The following is a 23183-nucleotide window of genomic DNA, read 5'->3' on the forward strand; positions in this document are numbered from 1 at the left end:
GCTTTTGGTTTGTGCGCCACAAACCGCATCATCCATTCCGCCACGGTAACGCCGTGATGGTCTCGCTCCAGGCTGGCCACACCGTTGGTGTAGACCTTCTCCCCCAGCGTTGTCTGAAGAATCTCCAGCAACTCGCGGGAATAGTCGTGGATAAATTCCGGGTGGCCCTGGAAGCACAGCACCTGGTCTTCAATGTGGTACGCCGCAAACGGGCAGAACTCGCTGGAGGCGATCACGGTGGCGTTTTCCGGCAAGGTGGTGACCTGGTCCTGGTGGCTGATCAACAGCGTCAGCTCTTCCACCACCGGGCTCATCCACGGTGCCTTGGCGTTCAGTTTGTAGTCATGGATGCCCATGCCCCAGCCCTTGGTCGCCCGCTCGGTCTTGCCACCCAACAGCAGCGCCAGCAACTGGTGGCCGAAGCAGATGCCGATCAGCTTGTCGCCGCGGGCATGGCGGTCCAGCAGGTAGGTCTTGAGGGTCTGGATCCACGGATCGGTGCCAAAGGAGTCGGCCTTGCTGCCCGTCACCAGGTACGCGTCGAACACTTCTTCATCCGCCGGGTATTCACCCTGCACCACGTTATAGATGACGAACTCGGCGGCAATCGGCTGTTTGGAGAACAGGCGCTTGAACATCTGCCCGTACCCTTGGTACTGATCGATCAGCCCAGGACGCAGGATATCGGTTTCCAGGATGCACACGCGTAACGACATAAAAAATACCTGACACGGCGATGGGAATAATGAACACCCCCAGAGCCTGCCTTGAAATACCCTTCCAAGGCAAGCCCCATCGCCATGCTCAATGTGGGAGCGGCGATTCGACTTACTCGCGAATGCGGTGTGTCAGTCAACACACTCGTTAGCTGATCCACCGCTTTCGCGAGCAAGTCGAATCGTCGCACCGCCGCTCCCACATTTGGATCACCGAAACGCTTCACCCTGTGCGGCTTTCTCCAACAGCAGCGCCGGCGGCGTGAAGCGCTCACCATATTGCTCGGCCAGGTAGCGGGCGCGGGCGACGAAATCGTTCAGGCCGTACTGGTTGATGAATTGCAGCGCTCCGCCGCTCCAGGCGGCAAAGCCGATACCGAAGATCGAGCCAACGTTGGCATCTGCCGTCGACATCAACACGCCCTCCTCCACACAGCGCACGGTTTCGATGGCCTGGATGAACAGCAAGCGGTCGCGCACGTCTTGCGGCGAGATCTGTTGGCCGGGCTTTTCGAAGCGGCTTTTCAGCTCCGGCCACAGGTGTTTCTGCCCGCCCGCCGGGTATTCGTAGAAACCGCCACCCGCCGCCTTGCCCGGGCGCTTGTATTCAATGAGCAACAGGTCGATCACGGCAAACGCCGGGTGCCGCGGTAACGGCTTGCCCTCGGCCTGTAGGTCCTTGGCCGTCTGTTGACGGATATGGCTCATCAGGCTGAGGGAAACTTCGTCAGAGACCGCCAGCGGCCCCACCGGCATCCCGGCCTTGCGCGCCTCGGTCTCGATCATCGGTGCGGCCACGCCTTCGCCGAGCATGGCGATACCTTCATTGGTGAAGGTGCCGAACACCCTTGAAGTGAAGAAGCCGCGGCTGTCGTTGACCACGATCGGGGTTTTCTTGATTTGCAGTACGAAGTCGAACCCCCGCGCCAGGGTTTCGTCGCTGGTGCGGGCGCCCTTGATGATTTCCACCAGGGGCATTTTGTCCACCGGGCTGAAGAAGTGCAGGCCGATAAACTTGCCCTGGTCTGGAACGGCGGTGGCTAACCCGCTGATGGGCAAGGTGGAGGTGTTGGAGGCGATCACCGCTTCGGCACCCACCACGTTTTGCGCGGCCGCCGAGACCTTGGCCTTGAGTTCCCGATCCTCGAAGACGGCTTCGACGATCAGGTCGCAGCCGGCAAGATCAGCATCGGATTCGGTAGGAACAATCCGCGCGAGGATGGTTTCCCGCTGTTCGTCGGTCAATTGCCCACGCCCGACCTTCTTGTCCAGCAACGTGGCCGAGTGGGCCTTGCCCTTCTCTGCCGCCGCCTGGCTGACGTCCTTGAGCACCACCTCAATGCCCGCCGAAGCGCTGACGTAGGCAATGCCCGCGCCCATCATCCCGGCGCCGAGCACGCCGACCTTGCGTGTCACATACGGCGCAAAGCCCTGGGGCCGCGAACTGCCAGCATTGATTTCATTGAGCTGGAACCAGAAGGTGCCAATCATGTTTTTCGCCACTTGCCCGGTGACCAGCTCGGTGAAGTAGCGGGTCTCGATCAAGTGCGCCGTGTCGAAATCCACCTGGGCACCTTCCACGGCGGCACAGAGGATTTTCTCCGGGGCCGGGAAGCAGCCGTTGGTTTTGGCGCGCAGGATCGATGGCGCAATGGCAAGCATTTGCGCGACTTTCGGGTTGGACGGCGTACCACCCGGGATCTGATAGCCCTTGATGTCCCAGCGCTGTTTCGCCTCGGGGTTGGCCAGAATCCACGCCCGGGACTTGGCCAGCAGCTCGTCACGGTCTGCCGCCAGCTCATCAATCAACCCGGCTTGCAGCGCCTGCTGCGGCGTAATCTTTTTGCCTTCCAGCAAGTAGGGCAAGGCTTTTTCCAGGCCCAGCATCCGCACCATGCGCACCACACCGCCGCCACCCGGCAAAAGCCCGAGGGTGACTTCCGGCAGGCCAATCTGTACCGACTTGTGGTCCAGCGCCACACGGTGCTGGCACGCCAGGCAGATCTCCCAGCCACCGCCCAGCGCTGCGCCGTTGATCGCGGCCACTACCGGTTTGCCGAGGGTTTCCAGGGTGCGCAGTTGCGCCTTCAGCACCAGCACGCTGGCGTAGAAATCCTTGGCGTGGGGCTTGTCGAACTTGATCAGTTCATTAAGGTCGCCGCCGGCAAAGAAGGTCTTCTTCGCCGAGGTGATGATCACGCCCGCAATCGAATCCTTCTCGGCGTCCAGGCGGGCGACGGTGGCGGCCATGGCCTCGCGGTACACCCCGTTCATGGTGTTGGCGCTCTGGCCGGGCATGTCGATGGTCAGCACCACAATCTGGTCCTGGCCCTTTTCGTAACGAATGGCATCGGTCATGACTGATTCCTTAGGCTCAGAGGCGTTCGATGATAGTGGCGATACCCATGCCGCCGCCGACACACAGGGTGGCCAGGCCATAACGCTGCTGGCGTACCTCCAGCTCATCAAGCAAGGTGCCGAGAATCGCGCAGCCCGTGGCGCCCAGCGGGTGGCCCATGGCGATGGAGCCACCGTTGACGTTGACCCGGGCGGCGTCGATGCCCATGTCCTTGATGAACTTGAGCACCACCGACGCAAACGCTTCGTTGACCTCGAACAGGTCGATGTCTTCAACCCGCAAACCCGCCTTGGCCAGTGCCTTGCGGGTTGCCGGTGCCGGGCCGGTCAACATGATGGTGGGGTCGGTACTGGTGACAGCGGTGGCGACGATCCGCGCCCGGGGTTGCAGGCCGAGTTCGCGACCTTTGGCTTCAGAACCGATCAGCATCAGCGCCGCGCCATCGACGATCCCGGAACTGTTGCCCGGTGTGTGCACGTGGTTGATGCGCTCGACGTGGCTATAGACCCGCAACGCCGTGGCGTCGAAGCCCATCTGGCCCATCATTTCGAAGCTGGGCTTGAGTTTGCCCAGGCCTTCGAGGGTGGAGTCGGCACGGATGAATTCGTCCTGATCCAGCAGCACAATGCCATTTTGGTCCTGCACGGCGATCAGCGACTTGTTGAAGGAACCGTCTGATCTGGCCCGCGCCGCTTTCTGCTGTGAGTGCAGGGCAAAGGCGTCGACGTCCTGGCGGGTGAAGCCTTCCAGGGTGGCGATCAGGTCGGCACCGATGCCTTGCGGGGTGAAGTGGCTGTGCATATTGGTTTGCGGGTCGAGCACCCAGGCGCCGCCGTCACTGCCCATGGGCACTCGGGACATGGACTCGACGCCGCCCACCACCACGAGGTCTTCAAAGCCGGAGCGCACTTTCATCGCGCCGAGGTTCACGGCTTCCAGGCCCGAGGCGCAAAACCGGTTGATCTGCACACCGGCGACGCTGATATCCCAGTCCGCCACCAAGGCGGCGGTCTTGGCGATGTCGGCGCCCTGGTCGCCAATCGGTGTGACACAGCCCAGGACGATGTCATCCACTTGCCGGGTGTCGAGGTCGGTGCGCTGTTGCAGTGCCGTCAGCAAACCGGCCACCAGGTTCACCGGCTTGACGCTGTGCAGGGCGCCATCCGCCTTGCCTTTGCCCCGGGGCGTGCGTATCGCATCAAAGATCAAAGCTTGGGTCATGACGTCCTCGAATCACTATGCAACGAATCGTGTCCTTACCTTAGGCGCCAGGGCGCCGGATTCAATGACCGAACCGCTCATTGACCTTGACGCTCACGCTCAGACGAACGGTAGGAGGCTACGGGAATCGGCTGATTAATCGTTTTAGCTGTCTAGCCGTAGGGCTGGCGTCTGGCTGGCAATTGGCCTCATGCCTTTTTAATAAGTTTTCTTCAGGTGATGAGACGAAATGGATCTAAGCCATGTAGAACGAGGGCTCTAAGGTTGAATCTGTAAGAGAAGTTAAAGGTTGCTGCCGGGTTTTGCTGGAGCACCTGTAGGAACTGTAAGAAAAGAGTCATGTAGCACCGTCATAGTTGAATCGACCGGCACGCATTTGACGCTCAGGAATAACAACAAAAGGCAGTCAGCCATGTTCAAGCATTCGAAAGTACGTCAGGCGGGACTTATTCTGTTCGCCACCACCCTGATTCTGATCTTGCCCAACCTCACCAAGGTCATTGGGTGACCTCTCACACCCCACATTCTGCGCAGACACAGCGCCAGGATCGCAGCCTTTGGCAGCGCCTTTCGGGATATTGCGTATAGCGATCCCGTCAGGGGCTGCCGTTTTGCGCGCCGAGATTTTTTGATTTTGCGGTATCGTGAGTTCCACCGCCTTTTCCGATATGTGGCCCTTCCTTGAAACAGATCATCGTCCTCCTGATCCTGCTGCTGGCCTTGCCGGCGCACGCCGCGAAATTGACCGTCGAGCTGGATCACGCCAGCAAAACCTGGGAAACCACCGAACTGCTCAAGCGTCCGGATGTGCAGACGGTGCAGATCGTTGATGACGTTTCCTACAAGCGCAATATGACCTATCGTGCAGTGCCGTTGGCAGCGCTGTTGCCAGGTATCACGCCGGATAACCATCTGCAGGCAGTGGCCCTCGACGGCTTTGCCGCGGAACTGACGGCGGCACCGCTGCTATCAAAAAGCGGCGCGCGGGCCTGGCTGGCGGTGGAAGATCCGGCGCATCCGTGGCCGCCACTGGCAGACGGCAAGCCCAGTGCCGGGCCGTTTTATCTGGTGTGGACCGATCCACAAGCCGGGCATATCAGCCCTGAGCAATGGCCGTTTCAGATTTCCGGGATCAAGCAGTTGAAGACGGTGGCGGAGCGCTTCCCGGCGTTGTTGCCGGATCCGAAACTGGCGGCGAATGACCCGGTGAATCAGGGGTTCGCACTGTTCCAGAAGAACTGCCTGGCATGTCATCGCCTGAACGGGGCCGGCGATGCGCAGGTGGGGCCGGACCTGAATATTCCTTACAACCCCACTGAATATTTTGCCGGGGATTTCCTCAAGCGCTACATCCGCGATCCGCAAAGCATGCGGCACTGGCCACAGGCGAAGATGCCRGCGTTTGCCACCAGCGTGSTGCCGGATGCGGACCTGGATCTGCTGGTGGGGTATTTGAAGCATATGGCGGGCAGAAAGCAGCCTTAAGGCTCAGGTAAATCTGTGGCGAGGGAGCTTGCTCCMGCTGGGCTGCGCAGCAGCCCCAATCAGRCAATCRCATTTCTCCAGACAGAACTCGGGGGCATGCTTTGGGGCCGCTTCGCRKCCCAGCGGGAGCAAGCTCCCTCGCCACAAAAAGCTKTCYTGGCRCGGAGAGCTTTCCTGCTACACARAGCTCCCTCTCTCCCKGGATCCTACTGCTGYTGCACCGATATCACCGGTGTCGGCGCTACAAATACCTTCGCATGCATTTGCTCATGCCCTCCCCCACGACGCATGCCTCGTACCGGGCAGGCGTCCAGGTAATCCAGACCCACCGCCAGCTTCAAATGCCGCTCCGGCCGCGCCAGTTGATTGGTCACGTCAAAACTGTACCAGGCGTCATCCAGCCACGCTTCAGCCCAGGCATGGCTGGCGAGGTGCTCGCAGTCTTCGCTGTACAAATACCCCGACACATAACGCGCCGGAATCCCCAGGCTGCGGGCACAGGCGAGGAAGGCGTGGGTGTGGTCCTGGCACACCCCGGCACGCCCGGCAAACGCCTTGGCCGCACAGGTGTCGACTTCGGTAGAGCCGGGCGAATAGGTCATGTACTGGTTCAGCGCGTGCATCAGGTCGATCAATGCGCTGCGGTCGCGGCGTTGATGGCAATGCTTTTCGGCAAAGCTGTGCAGGGCCTCGTCCGGCTCGGTCAACCGGGTGCAGCGCAGGAACGGGAAGGCCGACTGGCTTTCATGCTCGGCCTCGCGCAATTCGTCGATATCCACCTGGCCACGGGCGCCAATGATGATGGCTTCATGGGGCTCGTCCAGGGTCAACACGTGCAGGATGTTGCCGAACGGGTCCAGTTGCGCCCGTACCGGCCGGGGCAAGTCCAACTGCCAACTGAGGACATGCTGGCGCTCGCTGTCGTGGGGCGTGAGCCGCAGGTACTGGATGCTGGCACGCACCTGGTCTTCGTAGTGGTAGGTGGTTTCGTGGCTGATGGAAAGTCTCATGCCGCCTCCAGGTAGGAACTGTAAATAGCATCGCCCAACTCGCGCACGAGCGGGATGAAGTCGGTCAGCCAAGCGTGCAGGCCTTCCTCGAGAATTTCGTCGATGGCGGTATAGCGCAGGCGTGCGTCCATTTCCGCTGCCAGGCGTTGGGCCGGGCGACCGTTGATGCCGGGCAGGCTGCCAAGGATCTGGTCGATCTCTTCACTGCAGGCCCGCAGCGATCGCGGCACGTCGGCGCGCAGCAGCAACAGCTCGGCGACTTGTCGGGCGCCCGGGGCATCACGGTAGATTTCGGTGTAGGCCTCGAACGACGACAACGCCCGCAACAACGCACTCCATTGATAGTAGGCATGGGCGGTACCATCGGTGACCGCTTCGGCCTGGTCGCCGGCCATTTCATAGCGGGCGTCGAGCAAGCGCAGGGTGTTGTCGGCGCGCTCGATAAAGGTGCCCAGGCGAATAAAACGAAAGGCGTCGTTACGCATGATGGTGCCGTAGGTGGCACCGCGGAACAGGTGGGAACGTTCCTTGACCCACTCGCAGAACCGGCTCATGCCGTAGCGGCTCAGGCCTTGCTGGGCGATGTCGCGAATTTCCAGCCAGGTGGCGTTGATGTTTTCCCACATGTCGGCGGTGATTCGCCCACGCACGGCATGGGCACTGGCGCGTGCAGCGCCGAGGCAGCTGTAGATGCTGGCCGGGTTCGCCGCATCCAGGGCGAAGAAGTGCAGCAGGCGTTCGGCGTGCAGTTCACCGTGGCGCTCGCGGTAATCGTCGAGGGTGCCGGTGATCAGCAGCGGCATCGCCAGTTCATGCAGGCCATCGCCGCGCCCGTCCTGGGGCATCAGCGACAGCGAATAACTGACATCGAGCATCCGCGCGAGGTTTTCCGCGCGCTCCAGGTAGCGTGACATCCAATACAAATCCGAGGCAGTTCTACTCAACATATTTCAATCCTCGACCACCCAGGTGTCTTTGGTGCCGCCGCCCTGGGACGAGTTGACCACCAGCGAGCCTTCCCGCAGCGCCACACGAGTCAGGCCGCCGGGGACCACACGGGTTTCCTTGCCTTGCAGCACAAACGGGCGCAGGTCGATGTGGCGTGGCGCGATGCCGTTTTCGACGAAGGTCGGGCATGTCGACAGGCACAGGGTCGGTTGCGCGATATAGGCGTGGGGCTTGGCCTTGATGCGTGCGCGGAAGGCTTCGATTTCCGCCGCCGAGGCGGCCGGGCCGACTAACATGCCGTAGCCACCGGAGCCCTGGGTTTCCTTCACCACCAAGTCCGGAAGGTTGGCGAGCACGTGGGACAGTTCGCTGGGATTACGGCACTGGAACGTCGGAACATTCTTCAGGATCGGTTCTTCATCCAGGTAAAAACGGATCATCTCGGTGACGAAGGGGTACACCGACTTGTCATCCGCCACCCCGGTGCCGATGGCATTGGCCAACACCACGTTGCCCGAGCGGTACGCCGCCAGCAGGCCCGGCACGCCGAGCATGGAGTCCGGGTTGAAGGCCAGCGGGTCGAGGAACGCGTCGTCGAGGCGACGGTAGATCACATCCACCGCCTTGGGACCATCGGTGGTGCGCATGAACACGCGGTCATCACGCACGAACAGGTCGGCGCCTTCCACCAGTTCCACGCCCATTTCCCGGGCCAGGAATGCATGCTCGAAGAACGCACTGTTGAAACGCCCAGGCGTCAGCACCACCACACTGGGATTATCCAGCGGGCTGGAGCTTTTCAGGGTGTCGAGCAACAGGTTGGGATAGTGGTCGATGGGCGCAATGCGCTGGGCCGCGAACAGTTCGGGGAACAGGCGCATCATCATCTTGCGGTCTTCGAGCATGTAGCTCACGCCGCTGGGGGTGCGCAGATTGTCTTCGAGGACGTAGTAAGTGCCGTCGCCATCGCGTACGAGGTCGACACCTGAGATGTGGGAATAGATATCCCGATGCAGGTCCAGGCCCTGCATCGCCAACTGGTACTGCTCGTTGGCCAGCACTTGCTCGGCGGGGATGATCCCGGCCTTGATAATGCGTTGTTCGTGGTAGAGGTCGGCGAGAAACATGTTCAGCGCCTTGACCCGCTGGATGCAGCCGCGCTCGACGATTCGCCATTCACTGGCCGGGATGCTGCGGGGGATCGTGTCGAAGGGGATCAGGCGCTCGGTACCTTGCTCATCGCCATACAAGGTGAAGGTGATACCGGCCCGGTGAAACAGCAAATCGGCTTCGCGCCGGCGCTGGGCCAGCAGTTCGGCCGGCGTGTCGGCCAACCAGCGGGCAAATTCGCGGTAATGGGGGCGCACCTGCCCTGCCCCGTCGTACATCTCATCATAATAAGTGCGGATCATGCCGTACTCCTTGTCACCCGGACGCCAGAACCATCGCAAGGCCCGTGCCAGCGGCATAAACACTTAAGTATCAATCAGTTGGATATAGACGCAGGTCTCATCGCACCGTCCCGGTGCAGCAAATGCCCGCTGTCATGGGCGGCGCCTCATTGCAATGCAGGCCATGACTATCACCAGCATAGTCAGAGTTGATTTCACTGCCCGGCAAACCCCGCGGATAATCACCTCCATCAGCTGAACAGGACGCGTCCTACAGCCTCATCCATTGCGCATTACCGTTTGTACCGAATCGCTCTCCTCCTTTGCGATCTTCCCTTTGGCCACCCTGCTCGGGTGGCTTTTTTTTGCGTAGGATTTTTCCCGCGCCAGAAACAAAAACGGCCGACCCAAAGGTCAGCCGATACGCTGTGTTGTTGCTCATGTCGCTACATGGGTAACCCACGCACCTCCTGTTTCACGCCCCATCCCTCGATGATTCCGCCCAAGGGCTCGACCACCGCCTCAAAGTCCTGCTCGAAGTCTCCTATGCCGTCGTAGGTGGCGAACATGATTTTGCTCAATTCCAGGTACCAGGCGCCGTCATCCCGTGCGCTGACCTGGGCATTCAGGGATTCCCCACGAAACCGACCCGCAGCCCGCCGCGCACGTTCCTCATCCGGGAAAATGGCGTAGAACTCGATGGGATGGAAACGCGAGAAGTCAAAGCCGCCCTCTTTCATGCGGCGCAACACGTTGGTGCTGATGTCTTCTTGATAGGCTGTGCTCATGAAACGTCCTCCTCAAACCGATGGATAGACTTTCCGTGCTTCCCAAGGCCCGCGCTGCAAGGGCGCGGGTGTTACGGCAGTGACGTCGCCGCTGGGAGACAAGCATGTAGCTGACAAGACCAGACCTTAGCGATTCATTCGCTGATCTCCATTGCAGAGTAGCGCGAAGCTATCACCTCCACCAGAGTCTGTTTAAAGGCGTACAGGGAATATTCAGGCGGCGGGTTCGACGTTGAGGTCTTTGATGCTGTTTTGATCTTTCAGAATCTTGACCGTGGGTTCGGCGATACGCCCCTCCAGATCGTTGAGATCCAGTTCCTCCAGCACCGGTGATACGCGGGCGCGAACCAGGCGCGCAGCTTCTTCAAGCGTGGGTTTCTGCTCGCACTCGAATTGCTCGACTACCGACTCACCATGATCATTGGTGAAGGAAACGTTCCACTTTGGCATCAGAGCCTCCTCGATAAAACCCATGGGTGGGCTTACATCTATCTGGACCTTGAGGGCCTGGAAATCGTTCCACTCAAGGCAGGAGGCACCTGATCAACTGCAGTTATTTTTCAGCGTGTTCTTTCAGGGCTTTCAAGGTGTTGAACGGTGCGTCCACCACGAACTTGTTGGCCAACCAAGACGGCACGCTGCCACCTGGCTCGGTGTGCACCTGGTAGGTCACTTCGGTCAGGTTGTCGCCTTTAGGCACCAGCTTCCAGTAACCATCGACCTGGGCTACGCGCACATAGCCTTTGACTTCTGGCTGGTAGGTCGGCACTTCCAACAGCTTGCGGGTGACGGTGCCGTCGGCAGCCTTGGTGGTGGTGATTTCCAGGATCGAGTCACGATCGGTCACCGGGAACGGTGCCTTGAACTGGGTGTAGGTCCAGCTCTTGTCGCCTTCCTGCTTGAGCAGTTTCTGCGACTTGCATTCGTGGATCCAGGAACAGGCCCCCGCCACGTCTTCCTGCAGCGCCTGGATCTTGGCCAGCGGCGCCTTGATGGTCGTCACACCGCGATAAGCCTTGTACTTGGAGCCGGCAATTTCACTCAAGGACACTTTGATGCCGTCTTCATCCTTGGCCGTCTGCCAGTCTTCAGCATGCGCTGCGGCAGCGAACAACGCGGTAAAACCGCACAACACAGCAATTCGTTTCAGTGAACCCATGGTCTTATTCCTTATTGTTGAAGTTCAGTACTTTGAACAGCCCACTAAGCCGCCGTCATCTGTTCCCACCAGCCGATCAACCTGATCGCTTCTGCCTGGCTACTGCCACAGACCTCGATATCCGCCTGGAACGAACTACACACTGCCGGCCGCTCAGGCTGGCCAAACAACTGGCACAGTTGTTCGACCGAAAGATGCAGGCAGCGTTCGCCCGCCGGTTTGCCGGCTGGCATTCCCGGCAACGGAGAACTGATGGATGGGGCAATGCAGCAAGCGCCACAGCCTTCACGGCATTTCATGACGAACAGATCCTCGACAACTCAAGTGTTGATGGCCACGTAAGACTACGCCCTTAAACAGACGTTTTAAATTGGCTTAACAGGGGTTTTTCACCGAAAACAAAAGTGACTGACCAGTCTGCGACAGAAGGTCAGGGGTGCGCGTCACGTTTACTCGTCGGGTTTATTGCTTGAACTGGAAATCCAGCGCTGCGCCTTCTACTTCGCGGCGTTCTTCGTTGCGCAGTTGCAGCTGCATTTCATTGCTGAGCAGGCGCCCGTTGATCTGGAATGCACTGTTGTCAGTGGGCTTTTCGGCAAACATCGGCGGCAGCAGCGGCACGTTCTTCGGCTGCGGCATGGTGCCGAGGGGTTGCAGGTGGCGGACCATGTTCGACGGCAGGCTCAAATCCAGCTCTGCAGGCGGCAGCGGCGTCTTGGCGACTTCGTGGGCCGACTTTGACTTGCTGGCGATAGGCGCACGTTTTTTAACCGGCGTTGCTTTCTTTGCGGGGGCTTTCTTCGCGACCGGTGCCTTCTTGGCCGCAGCGGCTTTTTTCGCCGGCACCGTTTGCTGGGAGCTGGCAGCAGGCACCGCTTCACTAGCGGGAGCCGCCAGGACAGCGCCAGCGTTACACAGGCTTAACACGCAGATCAGCAGGGCAGCAGGAAAGGTATAAGTCATATCGCCAGCAGCATTAACGGCAGAAGGCCATATGCTCGCTTGTTGAGGACGGTATGACAAGCATGGTAATTAGCCAGCTACCCGTCGTGTCCCCTTTCCATGCCTCAAAAACCCGCCGCAGTCTCCTGGCATAACTGGCTTGCCAGCATCCCGAGGGTCATCAAGGCGCGCTCCGCCTCGCGGTTCCACGGGGTGCCGCAGTTCAGGCGAATACAGTGGTTGAACTGTTCCGTATTACTGAAGATCAGCCCCGGTGCAATGCTGATGCCCTGCTGCAAGGCGCGCACGTGCAGTTCCTGGGTATTGACCCGTCCAGGCAAACTGACCCACAGGATAAAACCGCCGGTCGGGCGGGTCATCTGGGTGCCTTCGGGAAAATACTGCTGCACGGCCAGCTGGAACGCGCTGAGGTTCTTGCGGTACTCCTGGCGGATATAGCGCAGGTGGCGGTCGTAACCGCCATTCTCCAGGTACGCCGCCGTGCCCATCTGGGTCACGCTGCAGGCCGAATGGGTGCTGAACATTTGCAGGCGCTGGATTTCCTGCTGGTACTTGCCGGCAATCATCCAGCCAATGCGAATGCCCGGTGACAGGGTCTTCGAGAAACTCGAGCAATAGATGACCCGGTCCAGACGGTCGTAGGCTTTCAGGGCCTTGGTGCGGCCCAGTTCGAACATCAGTTCGCCATAGATATCGTCCTCGACCACCTGGATATCGAAATCCGAGGCCAGGCGCAGCAACTGTTTCTGCCGCTCTTCGGGCATGGTGCCGCCCAGGGGATTGCTCAGGCGCGTGGTCAGCACCAGGGCCTTGATCGACCATTGGTTGGCTGCCAGTTGCAGGGCTTCCAGGCTCATGCCGGTGGCCGGGTCGCTGGGGATTTCGATGACCTTCAGGCCCAGCAGATCGGCCAGTTGCAGCAAGCCGTAATAGGTCGGTGATTCGGCGGCGATCAGGTCGCCGGGACGGGTCAGCACCCGCAGCGACATCTGCAATGCATCGACACACCCATGGGTGATCACCACTTCGGAGGGGTCGACCACCACCCCGGCATCGCGCATACGGATCGCCACCTGTCGCCGCAGCGGCTCGAAACCCGGGCTGAACATGTAGCTGAACGCCCGCGGGCTTTGGAAACGCGTGACCTTGGCCAGTTGCTGATGCAGCGCGCGCACAGGCAGGTAGTCGACACTCGGCACGGCGGCGCCGAGCGGGAACACGCCTTCGCGACGGGATTCCACCAACACCTGTTGAATGATGCTGCTGCGGGTGACCAACCCTGGACGCTCGACCCGGGCGATGTCCGGCGTGGGCGCAGTGAGCGCCGGCGTCTGGTGCACGTAATACCCGGACTGCGGCCGCGCGCGAATCAAACCCTGGTCTTCCAGGTTCGCGTAGGCCTGCAACACGGTGGCGTGGCTGACGTTGAGCTGGGAGCTCATTTTGCGTACCGAAGGCACGCGCTCGCCCGGTTGATAGACACCGCGGCGGATATCCTCAGCCAGCTGCTGGGCGATACGTTGGTAGAGCAACAGATTGGTCATGACGCAGCACTCGATTTCACGGGTATTTTATTTTTGTGTGAAACATACCGGCACAGTTTAGAAGTGTACGGGGACAGTTGCCACAATAGTCGAGCGCGGGCGGCAGTGATAGAAAAAACTGTAAGGGTTGCGAACTGAATCGCGGGCATAAAAAACCCGATCATTGATCGGGCTTATGTGGGAGCTGTCGAGCTTCAGCGAGGCTGCGATGCAGGCGCTGCGGTCTCGCAGGTGCACCGAGGCGATCCTGTCGCAGCCTCGCTGGGGCTCGACAGCTCCTACAGGAATCACCTTTCATCTTGAACAACAGGTTCAGCGAGCAGCGCCCAGCTGGCCTTTTTCGTCGGAGAACACAATTTCTACCCGACGGTTCTGCGCCCTGCCCCGCTCAGACGCGTTGGCTTCGACCGGATACTGATCGCCGTAGCCTTCGACCTGAATGCGTTTTTCGTCGATCCCGAGGTCGCTCAGTACATCCGCAACCGCTTGAGCGCGGTCCCGGGACAGTTTGATATTTTCCTGTTCGCCGCCGGTATTGTCGGTGTAACCCTCGATGCGCACCACGCGCTTGGGGTTCAGCTGCAGGAACTGCACCACTTTGAGCACGGTGCGGTTGGCCGAGTTTTGCAGCTCTGCATCACCCGTATCGAACAGCACGTCACCCAGGGTCATCACCAGCCCGCGATCAGGCTGGACGGTGGTCAGGCTGGATATCTGCGCCTCAATCCATTTGCCCTGTTGCTGAACGCTGGAGAGCTTGGCTTCACGCAGGGCCAGTTGCAGGCGCTGGCGTTCCAGCTCCAGCTTGACCCCACGCTCCTGATTGAGTGCCTGCTCGGTGTGTTCCCGGGCAATCGCGCTGTAGCGCTGGCTCAGGTAGGCGTAATGCGCCACATCGGCGCCGCTGCCCCAGAAGCTGGAGAAACGGTCGGCACGGGCCAGGGACTCACCGGCGCGAATCACGTCCTTGGGTGCGATACGCAGCACATTCGAATCTTCCTTGACCTTCTGGAAGTCAGTGCTGGCCTGTTGCAAGGCGAGGTTACTGTCGGGATGGGTCGCACAACCACCCAGCGCACTGCCCAGCAACACCACACAGCTCAACCCACGCATCAACGGGCTCATTGGGCGTCTCCCAACTGCAACTGCTTGCGCAGGCGGGTGATACGGGTGTTGAGCACGTTCAGTTGCTCCTGGCTTTTGCGGGTCAGCACCCGCGCTTCCGCCAGGCGGGCGTCCAGCTCGGCTTCTTCAGCCTGCATGCGGGCGTCCTTGTAGGATTCATCGGCCATGTCGGCACGGGCCTGGGTGAACTTGTCTTCCGCCAGCTTCAGCTCGGGCGAATCGCTGGCAACGGCGCCCACGGCGCTGGCTTGTTCCAGGGCTTGCTGGGTCAGGCGCATCTGTTCATTCGGCGCAGGATCGGCTGCACATCCCGCCAGAGCTACAACGGCGAGGGCCGCGAAAAGAGGTCGAATAGTCACTGAAAATCCCTACTTTGTTGGGGTGCCGACGGGTTGCTGCAACTGCGCTTTCCAGCGCTCAAGATTGCTCTGCAGCGCGGTTTCCGCCAGACCGGACGCGGGCAATTCTGTCATCTTTTTGGCGAGCTGTCCGCGCAACCACGGATCGTTGCAGGCGGAGTTGTGGGAAATGGCCAGGTACAGGCCCGGCTGGTCGATGGGGATTTCCCGCGCCACCAGGTCGTTGCTCATGCCCAGGGTCTGGGCCATGGCCATGCCGGAATAACGTCCGGCGAGTACGTAGTCCACTTCCCCCAGCAGCAGCTTCTGGAACGCCGGGGTCAGGCTGGGCAAGCGTTGCAAGGTCAGTTGCTCGGCGGCCAAGGTTTCAAAGTCGCGGCTCAGGCGCGCCCTTTCCGACACCGCGCCCTTGTGGCCCTGCAGGTCGCTGGCCTGGCTGTAGGCCAGGGAGGAATCCTTGCGGGTCCAGACCAGATAATCGGTTTGCACCAATGCCGGGTGGATGTAGTCGAGGGAGTCCAGGGCGTCGAGGGTCAATGGCGCGTCGGCGAGGATGTCCATGCGCCCGCTGCGCACTTCTTCCAGCGCCAGGGAACGTTTGCCGCCGTACAGCAGGTCGATTTTCACCCCGAGGTCCTTGGCCACTTGCTGCAGCATGTCGGCGGTGGCGCCGATCAAGTGCGTGGGGTCCTGGGGATCACGCCACAGATAAGGCGGTGCGTCCGGGCTGCCGGTGATCACCAGGCGATCACATTTGCCAGCCGCCAGCGACACCGCCGGCAGCAGTGACAGGGCCAGCAGTACAGTCCAGGAACGCAATTCCATGGCAGGGTTCTCCAGTTGAAAAATTACCGGGCAAAAAAAAGCCCGGTCAAAAGACCGGGCTCTTTATAAGTGAAGCGGCTGGATTAGACCAGCTTCTCCAACTCGGGTACGGCTTCGAACAAGTCCGCCACCAGGCCGTAATCAGCCACCTGGAAGATCGGTGCTTCTTCGTCCTTGTTGATCGCAACGATCACCTTGGAGTCTTTCATACCGGCCAAGTGCTGGATCGCGCCGGAGATACCGACGGCGATGTACAGCTGTGGCGCAACGATCTTGCCGGTCTGGCCGACCTGCATGTCGTTCGGTACAAAACCTGCGTCGACGGCTGCGCGGGAAGCGCCGACCGCAGCGCCCAGCTTGTCGGCCAGGGCGTACAGGTGCTTGAAGTTGTCGCCGTTCTGCATGCCGCGGCCGCCGGAAACGACGATCTTGGCAGCGGTCAGTTCCGGACGATCGGACTTGGCCAGCTCTTCGCCAACGAAGCTGGAAGTGCCAGCGTCGTGGGCAGCGGCCACAGCTTCAACCGCAGCCGAACCACCTTCAGCAGCCACCGGGTCGAAACCGGTGGCACGCACGGTGATGACTTTTACCGACGCAGTAGACTGCACGGTAGCGATGGCGTTACCGGCATAGATCGGACGCTTGAAGGTGTCGGCGCTTTCTACCGAAACGATCTCGGAGATCTGGTCAACGTCCAGTTGCGCAGCAACGCGCGGCAGGATGTTTTTGCCATTGGAGGTGGCAGCAGCCAGGATGTGGCTGTAGCCAGCGCCCAGCTCTGCTACCAGCGGCGCAACGTTTTCCGGCAATTGGTGAGCGTAGGCTGCGTTATCGGCAACCAGTACTTTGCTCACGCCAGCGATTTTGGCAGCGGCCTCAGCCACGGCACCAACGTTTTGGCCAGCGACCAGCACGTGGATATCACCACCGATTTTGGCGGCGGCGGCAACAGTGTTCAGGGTGGCCGGAGCCACGACCTTGTTGTCGTGTTCTGCGATTACCAAGATAGTCATGGTTAGATTACCTTCGCTTCGTTTTTCAGTTTCTCGACCAGTTCAGCCACCGACTTGACCTTGATGCCCGCGCTGCGTGCAGCCGGCGCTTCGACTTTTACGGTCTTGTTGGTGGAGGCGGTGGAAACGCCCAAAGCATCCGGAGTCAGCACTTCGAGAGGCTTCTTCTTGGCTTTCATGATGTTTGGCAGGGACGCGTAGCGCGGCTCGTTCAAACGCAGGTCGGTGGTGACGATGGCTGGCAGTTTCAGGGAAACCGTTTGCGCGCCGCCGTCGATTTCGCGGGTCACGGCAACCTTGTCGCCGCTCACTTCGACTTTCGAGGCGAAGGTGCCCTGACCGTAACCGGTCAGTGCAGCCAGCATCTGGCCAGTCTGGTTGTTGTCGCTGTCGATGGCTTGTTTGCCGAGGATCACCAGCGATGGCTGTTCCTTGTCGACAACAGCTTTCAACAACTTGGCAACGGCCAGGGAAGTCAGCTCTTCAGCGGATTCGACGAGGATGGCGCGATCGGCACCCAGCGCCAGGGCGGTACGCAGCTGCTCTTGAGCAGTGGTCGGACCGATGGAAACGACGACGATTTCAGTCGCAACGCCTTTCTCTTTCAGGCGTACGGCTTCTTCCACGGCGATTTCGCAGAAAGGGTTCATCGACATCTTTACGTTAGCGAGGTCGACGCCGGAATTGTCCGCCTTGACGCGAACTTTCACGTTGTAATCGACAACGCGTTTGACAGCTACAAGAACCTTCATGGATTCCTCGTTACTCTCCGGTGAAAAGAAAGTCGCCTAGGCGAACCTGGCGGTTTGATGCTCATCGGCACACAAGGGCACCTCCAAAAACACCGGCAATCGTCGGCGGGGGACCTTGCTCACGGGAGTGATGACCGTTCGTCAGCGGTGACTGAGAGGTCATTCATTATCGTGGCGTGTAAACTGCGCGCCATCGTGGCTCGCGCGTCACCCTTATTTGCCTTCAGCCTGTCTTTCGAGGTGGCCTTGAAACCCACAGTCTGCCTACGGGATGCGCAAAACCGACCGTATATTGACCGGAACGCCTATTCCGGTCAATACGCCAAAATGGTCAGTTATAAGCCGCGTTGCTTTGATTTACCTAGCTTGCGGGCAATTCAAACAAACGTTTGTATTGGACGCTGAGAGTGGTGTAGATATAATGCGCCACCTAGAGAGAAAGGTGGGTCGTCCCCTGCCCTTTGCATGAGATTGATGCAGGCATTGTGGGACGGATCACCGAACCTCCACCCATTAGAAAAAAAAGCCGTTGAGCCTTGAGTAGGAGATAGCCTGTGGAACGCGAATACATGGAATTCGACGTGGTCATCGTCGGCGCTGGCCCGGCAGGCCTGTCTGCCGCCTGCCGATTGAAGCAGAAGGCCGCCGAAGCCGGTAAGGAAATCAGCGTCTGCGTGGTCGAAAAAGGCTCCGAAGTCGGCGCTCATATCCTGTCCGGTGCCGTGTTTGAACCCCGTGCCCTGAACGAACTGTTCCCGGACTGGAAAGAACTCGGTGCACCGCTCAACACCCCTGTTGTGCGTGATGACATCTATGTACTGCGCTCCAGCGAAGCTTCCACCAAAGTGCCTGACTTCTTTGTGCCCAAGACCATGCACAACGAAGGCAACTACATTATTTCCCTGGGCAACCTGTGTCGCTGGCTCGCCCAGCAGGCCGAAAACCTGGGTGTGGAAGTCTACCCAGGCTTCGCCGCCCAGGAAGCGCTGTTCGACGAAAACGGCGTGGTGCGCGGGATCATCACCGGTGACCTGGGCGTCGACCGTGAAGGCAACCCGAAAGAAGGCGTCTACACCCCGGGCATGGAACTGCGTGGCAAGTACACGCTGTTCGCCGAAGGTTGCCGTGGCCACATCGGCAAGCAACTGATCCAGCGCTTCAACCTGGACAGCGACGCCGACGCCCAGCACTACGGCATCGGCCTGAAGGAAATCTGGGAAATCGACCCGGCCAAACACCAGCCAGGCCTGGTAGTGCACACCGCCGGTTGGCCGCTGGACATCATGAGCGCCGAGAACACCGGCGGTTCGTTCCTCTATCACCTGGAAAACAACCAGGTGGTCGTCGGCCTGATCGTCGACCTGTCCTACAGCAACACCTTCCTGTCGCCGTTCGACGAATTCCAGCGCCTCAAGCATCACCCGGTGCTGGCCCAGTACCTGGAAGGCGGCAAGCGCATCAGCTACGGCGCCCGTGCCATCTGCAAAGGCGGCCTGAACTCGCTGCCGAAAATGGTGTTCAAGGGCGGCGCGCTGATCGGCTGCGACCTGGGCACCCTGAACTTCGCCAAGATCAAGGGCAGCCACACCGCTATGAAGTCCGGCATGCTCGCCGCTGACGCCGTGGCTGACCGCCTGTTCGCCGAATCCGAAGGCGGTGACGAACTGACCGCTTACGTCGACAGCTTCAAGAACAGCTGGCTCTACGAAGAACTGTTCGCCAGCCGTAACTTCGGCCCGGCGATGCACAAGTTCGGCCCGATCATTGGTGCCGGCTTCAACTGGTTCGACCAGAACATCCTCGGCGGCAAAATGCCGTTTACCCTGCACGATACCAAGCCGGACTACGCCTGCCTCAAGCTGGCCAAGGACAGCAAGAAGATCGACTACCCGAAACCCGACGGCAAGCTGAGCTTCGACAAGCTGAGTTCGGTGTTCATCTCCGGCACCAACCACGAAGAAGAACAACCGTGCCACCTGAAGCTGAAAGACCCGAGCATCCCGATCGGCACCAACCTGCCGCTCTACGATGAACCGGCGCAGCGCTACTGCCCGGCCGGCGTGTATGAAGTGATCACCAAGGAAGACGGCGAGAAGCGCTTCCAGATCAACGCCCAGAACTGCGTGCACTGCAAGACCTGTGACATCAAGGACCCTTCGCAGAACATTACGTGGGTGACGCCGGAAGGTGCGGGTGGGCCGACTTACCCGAATATGTAAATCCGCTGCTTGAACAGAAGGCTCCCAAATGGGGGCCTTTTTTATAGCCCGGAAAAAGACCCATCGACTCGGTCAAATGTGGGAGCGGGCTTGCTCGCGAAAGCGGTGTATCAGTCACAGATGTTTTGGCTGAACCACCACTTTCGCGAGCAAGCCCGCTCCCACATTTTTGACCGAATTGTGCCCGGGAGAGTTATGCCGCCCGCTCATCCCCAGGGCTGCGCTCGAAGTAGCGCTTGTACTCCCGGCTGAACTGCGACGTGCTCTGATACCCCACACTGTGGGCCGCCTGCGCCACGCCCATGCCTTCCACCAGCAGCAACTGCTGTGCCTTGAGCAACCGCAGACGCTTGAGGTACTGCACCGGCGACAACAGCGTGCAGCGCTTGAAGTGTTCGTGGAAGGTCGACGCGCTCATGTGCGCATAACCCGCCAACGTCTCGATATTCAGCGGCTCGGCGTAATGGGCATGCAGGTGATTCAACGAAGTCGCCACCCGCGAAAACTGCCCCTGCTGCTCCACCAACGCCCGCAACACATCCGCCTGTGGCCCGCGCAATGCGGTGAACAATAATTCCCGCACCCGCGCTGGGCCCATGATCCGGCTCTCCAGCGGATCGTGCAGGCACTGCAACAGGCGTTCGACACAGCCGCGCATGGCGTCGTCCAGCACCACCGAACTCATCGACTCCAACGTCTGCGCCGCTGGCGGTGGCCCGCTCTGGATCCCCATCGCCATCACCAACTCACCCAGCACCACCCGATCAATGCCCACCGTCACCCCCAACAGCGGTGCATTCGGCATGGCAAAAGTCTCGCATTCGAACGGCACCGGCATCGCCTGGATCAGGTAATGCCCCGCGCCGTACTCCAGGGTACGCGGGCCCAGGTACGCGACCTTGCTGCCCTGGGCGACGATCATCAGGCTCGGTTCATAAATCTGCGGGCCGCGCGCCACATCGCAACTGGCACGCAATACCTGCACGCCCGGCAGGTTCGTGGGCGAGAACCCATCACGGGGTGTCAGGGGTTCGATCAAGGCAACCAACGCGGCATTGGCATCGACATGGCGGGTCAACAACATGGCAAAAACTTCGCGAAAAAGGGGATGAGACCATCATCGCAGGTCTGGCGCCACAACGATCCAATCCAGGTGCACTCCCGGACGAATAGGCATGAGACTCGGAGCAATCGCCATGGCCGCACCCAGGCACGGCGCGGAGAATGCGCCACCTCACCTGTTACTGCACCTGCGAGGTTTCTCCATGTACACCGCCATCGGTTATGCCGCTCAATCGGCCACCACTCCCCTCGCCCCCATGTCCTTCGAACGCCGCAGCCCGCGCGCCGATGACGTGGCGATCGAAATTCTCTACTGCGGCGTCTGCCACTCCGACATCCACCAGGCACGCAACGAATGGGGCATCGCCGTGTACCCGCTGATGCCGGGCCACGAGATCGTCGGTAAAGTCACCGCCGTCGGCGCCAGCGTCACCGCGCACAAAGTCGGCGACCTGGTGGGTGTTGGCTGCATGGTCGACTCCTGCCGTCACTGCGACGCCTGCCACGCGGACCTCGAGCAATACTGCCTCGAAGGCCCGACCATGACCTACGCCACCCCGGACCGGGTCGACGGCAGCAACACCATGGGCGGCTACTCCGACAGCATCGTGGTCAGCGAGCACTTCGTGGTGAAGATCCCGGCCAAGCTCGACCTGGCCAGCGCCGCGCCGATCCTCTGCGCCGGCATCACCACTTACTCGCCGCTCAAGCATTACGGCGTGAAGGCTGGCGACAAGGTTGGCGTTCTGGGCATGGGCGGTTTGGGCCATATGGGCATCAAGTTCGCCAAGGCCATGGGCGCGGAAGTGACGCTGTTCACCCGCTCCGCGAGCAAGGCTGAAGAAGGCCGTCGCCAGGGCGCCGACCACGTGATCGTGTCCACCGACGAAGCCCAGATGAAAGCCGCTGCCGGGCATTTCGACTTCCTGCTGGACACCATTCCGGTGCAGCACGACTTGAATCCCTACCTCGACGTACTGCGCTTTGACGGCGTGCACATCCTGGTAGGTTTGATCGAGCCGGTCGACCCGCCCGTCAACGCTGCCAAGCTGGTGCTGGGCCGCAAAGTGCTGGCCGGTTCGTTGATCGGTGGGATTGCCGAAACCCAGGAAGTCCTGGATTTCTGCGCCGAGCACGGCATCACCTGCGACATCGAGATGCTCGACATCCGCCAGATCAACGAAGCCTACACCCGCATGATTGCCGGTGATGTGAAGTACCGCTTCGTGATCGACATGGCGACCCTGAAGGCCTGATCATGATCGTTCCCACGCTCTGCGTGGGAACGCATGCTGTGACGCTCTGCGTCACCGTTGCGCAGGGCTCAAGTGCTGGACGCGGAGCGTCCGAAGCGGCATTCCCACGCGGAGCATGGGAACGATCACGGCCTGATCAGGCCTTCGCGCCCAACTCCGCTGACAGCCGTGCTGCGACCTGTTTGATCACAGGGATCAGCTCGGCCATTTTCTCCAGCGGCATGTAGGGCACGGTACTGGCGATGCTGATGCCGGCGACGATTCGCCGGCTGGCATCGCGCACCGGTGCCGCGACACAACGGATCGACGGTTCGTTGTCTTCCAGGTCGAACGCATAACCGCCCGCCACGTATTCCTGCATGCGCTGTTCAAACTGCGCCCAGGATTGCTCGGGGTGCTGCGGCCACTGCAGATTCTTCCCGCCCGTCGGCAAGCTGACCTGATACAGGCGCTGCCACTCTTCCACGCTGTCATCCAGCAACAACGCCTTGCCGATCCCGGTGCGCGCCAGCGGCATGCGATGGCCGACGCGCGAGCGCATTTCCGGGCCGTTGCGGCCAGGGTTCTTGTGCAGGTACAGCACGTCGTCGTATTCGCGGATAGCCAGGTGGATGGTATCGCCGGTCAACGCCGACAACTCGTCCAGATACGGCACTGCCAGGCTGACCAAAGGCAGTTCTTCACGGGCCTGGAAACCCAGCTCGATCAATTTGGGGCCCAGCAGATAACCGACTTGCGGCACTACGCGCAGGTAGCGTTCTTCCACCAGGCAACTGGCCAGGCGGTGAGTGGTGCTGCGGGTGGTGCCGATGCGCTTGGCAATTTCCTTCAGATCCCGCGCACCGGCCGCCACTGCCTGCACCACGCCCAGGCCACGAAGCAGGGTTTGAGTGCCGGTGGGCGCGGCTTCTTTGACGGGAGTTTGGGCGTTTTCCTGCATATCGGGCCTATTGGGAAGTACGAAAACGGCGAGCATTATGGCAAATGC

The 23183-nt window shown here is 60.4% G+C and carries 22 protein-coding genes; 3 read left to right on the forward strand and 19 right to left on the reverse strand.

Annotated elements, in window-relative coordinates; genetic code table 11:
* The 3 genes from JV201_RS21465 to JV201_RS21475 form a co-directional block, all read right to left on the reverse strand.
* On the reverse strand, positions 1-716 hold a 716-nt coding region (locus JV201_RS21465; protein ID WP_219407209.1), incomplete at its 3' end, for an amidotransferase.
* A gap of 210 nt (positions 717-926) precedes the next feature.
* The gene (locus JV201_RS21470) at positions 927-3074 is read right to left on the reverse strand and encodes a 3-hydroxyacyl-CoA dehydrogenase NAD-binding domain-containing protein (RefSeq protein ID WP_219406025.1); all 2148 of its coding nucleotides are present in this window, start codon (positions 3072-3074) and stop codon (positions 927-929) included.
* 16 nt (positions 3075-3090) lie between these two features.
* Complete coding sequence (locus JV201_RS21475; RefSeq protein ID WP_008434901.1) at positions 3091-4296, reverse strand: acetyl-CoA C-acetyltransferase; 1206 nt, start codon at positions 4294-4296, stop codon at positions 3091-3093.
* 681 nt (positions 4297-4977) lie between these two features.
* Between JV201_RS21475 and JV201_RS21480 the strand changes: the two genes are divergently transcribed.
* The gene (locus JV201_RS21480) at positions 4978-5781 is read left to right on the forward strand and encodes a cytochrome c (RefSeq protein WP_219406026.1); all 804 of its coding nucleotides are present in this window, start codon (positions 4978-4980) and stop codon (positions 5779-5781) included.
* Between the two features lie 206 nt (positions 5782-5987).
* Here JV201_RS21480 and JV201_RS21485 read toward each other — a convergent pair whose 3' ends face one another.
* From JV201_RS21485 to JV201_RS21550, 14 genes are all read right to left on the reverse strand, one after another.
* Positions 5988-6791 (reverse strand): transglutaminase family protein, encoded by an 804-nt coding sequence (locus JV201_RS21485; RefSeq protein ID WP_219406027.1) that lies wholly within the window; start codon positions 6789-6791, stop codon positions 5988-5990.
* Positions 6788-7738, reverse strand: a complete 951-nt coding sequence (locus JV201_RS21490; protein ID WP_004371204.1) for an alpha-E domain-containing protein — start codon at positions 7736-7738, stop codon at positions 6788-6790. Before JV201_RS21490 ends, JV201_RS21485 begins: the two co-directional genes overlap by 4 nt.
* Positions 7739-7741: 3 nt before the next feature.
* On the reverse strand, positions 7742-9151 hold the full coding sequence (locus JV201_RS21495; protein WP_087692761.1) for a circularly permuted type 2 ATP-grasp protein: 1410 nt from the start codon (positions 9149-9151) through the stop codon (positions 7742-7744).
* Between the two features lie 425 nt (positions 9152-9576).
* Complete coding sequence (locus JV201_RS21500; RefSeq protein WP_003193463.1) at positions 9577-9918, reverse strand: ribonuclease E inhibitor RraB; 342 nt, start codon at positions 9916-9918, stop codon at positions 9577-9579.
* 213 nt (positions 9919-10131) lie between these two features.
* The gene (locus JV201_RS21505) at positions 10132-10392 is read right to left on the reverse strand and encodes a hypothetical protein (protein WP_008434908.1); all 261 of its coding nucleotides are present in this window, start codon (positions 10390-10392) and stop codon (positions 10132-10134) included.
* A gap of 79 nt (positions 10393-10471) precedes the next feature.
* On the reverse strand, positions 10472-11077 hold the full coding sequence (locus JV201_RS21510; RefSeq protein ID WP_004371215.1) for an START domain-containing protein: 606 nt from the start codon (positions 11075-11077) through the stop codon (positions 10472-10474).
* Between the two features lie 44 nt (positions 11078-11121).
* Positions 11122-11376, reverse strand: a complete 255-nt coding sequence (locus tag JV201_RS21515; protein ID WP_004371217.1) for a YkgJ family cysteine cluster protein — start codon at positions 11374-11376, stop codon at positions 11122-11124.
* Between the two features lie 163 nt (positions 11377-11539).
* Positions 11540-12040 carry a translation initiation factor 2 gene (locus JV201_RS21520; protein ID WP_102369692.1) on the reverse strand — a complete coding sequence of 167 codons (501 nt, stop codon included), beginning with the start codon at positions 12038-12040 and terminating at the stop codon, positions 11540-11542.
* 104 nt (positions 12041-12144) lie between these two features.
* Positions 12145-13584, reverse strand: coding sequence for a PLP-dependent aminotransferase family protein (locus JV201_RS21525; RefSeq protein WP_008434911.1), 1440 nt, complete (start codon positions 13582-13584; stop codon positions 12145-12147).
* A 312-nt stretch (positions 13585-13896) separates the two neighbouring features.
* Complete coding sequence (locus tag JV201_RS21530) at positions 13897-14709, reverse strand: OmpA family protein (RefSeq protein WP_004371220.1); 813 nt, start codon at positions 14707-14709, stop codon at positions 13897-13899.
* Positions 14706-15068: a DUF4398 domain-containing protein gene (locus JV201_RS21535; RefSeq protein WP_008434912.1), complete on the reverse strand. Its 363-nt coding sequence runs from the start codon at positions 15066-15068 to the stop codon at positions 14706-14708. The genes JV201_RS21530 and JV201_RS21535 overlap by 4 nt, the downstream gene beginning before the upstream one ends.
* Before the next feature lie 9 nt (positions 15069-15077).
* A complete protein-coding gene (locus JV201_RS21540) occupies positions 15078-15893 on the reverse strand; it encodes an ABC transporter substrate-binding protein (RefSeq protein WP_177027703.1) in 816 nt (271 codons plus the stop codon).
* A gap of 83 nt (positions 15894-15976) precedes the next feature.
* Positions 15977-16906, reverse strand: coding sequence for an electron transfer flavoprotein subunit alpha/FixB family protein (locus tag JV201_RS21545; RefSeq protein WP_004371223.1), 930 nt, complete (start codon positions 16904-16906; stop codon positions 15977-15979).
* 2 nt (positions 16907-16908) lie between these two features.
* Positions 16909-17658: an electron transfer flavoprotein subunit beta/FixA family protein gene (locus JV201_RS21550; protein WP_004371224.1), complete on the reverse strand. Its 750-nt coding sequence runs from the start codon at positions 17656-17658 to the stop codon at positions 16909-16911.
* Between the two features lie 554 nt (positions 17659-18212).
* On the opposite strand from JV201_RS21550, the gene JV201_RS21555 reads away from it, so the two are divergent.
* A complete protein-coding gene (locus JV201_RS21555; protein WP_008434918.1) occupies positions 18213-19877 on the forward strand; it encodes an electron transfer flavoprotein-ubiquinone oxidoreductase in 1665 nt (554 codons plus the stop codon).
* Positions 19878-20070: 193 nt separating this feature from the next.
* Here JV201_RS21555 and JV201_RS21560 read toward each other — a convergent pair whose 3' ends face one another.
* Positions 20071-20961, reverse strand: coding sequence for an AraC family transcriptional regulator (locus JV201_RS21560; protein ID WP_004371227.1), 891 nt, complete (start codon positions 20959-20961; stop codon positions 20071-20073).
* Positions 20962-21142: 181 nt separating this feature from the next.
* Between JV201_RS21560 and JV201_RS21565 the strand changes: the two genes are divergently transcribed.
* A complete protein-coding gene (locus JV201_RS21565; protein WP_004371228.1) occupies positions 21143-22195 on the forward strand; it encodes an NAD(P)-dependent alcohol dehydrogenase in 1053 nt (350 codons plus the stop codon).
* A 136-nt stretch (positions 22196-22331) separates the two neighbouring features.
* Here the strand turns inward: JV201_RS21565 and JV201_RS21570 are convergent, their stop codons facing one another.
* Positions 22332-23135, reverse strand: a complete 804-nt coding sequence (locus JV201_RS21570; protein ID WP_004371229.1) for an IclR family transcriptional regulator — start codon at positions 23133-23135, stop codon at positions 22332-22334.
* Between the last annotated feature and the right edge of the window lie 48 nt (positions 23136-23183).

The sequence above is a fragment of the Pseudomonas sp. Colony2 genome (assembly GCF_019382755.1).
GTDB lineage: Bacteria > Pseudomonadota > Gammaproteobacteria > Pseudomonadales > Pseudomonadaceae > Aquipseudomonas.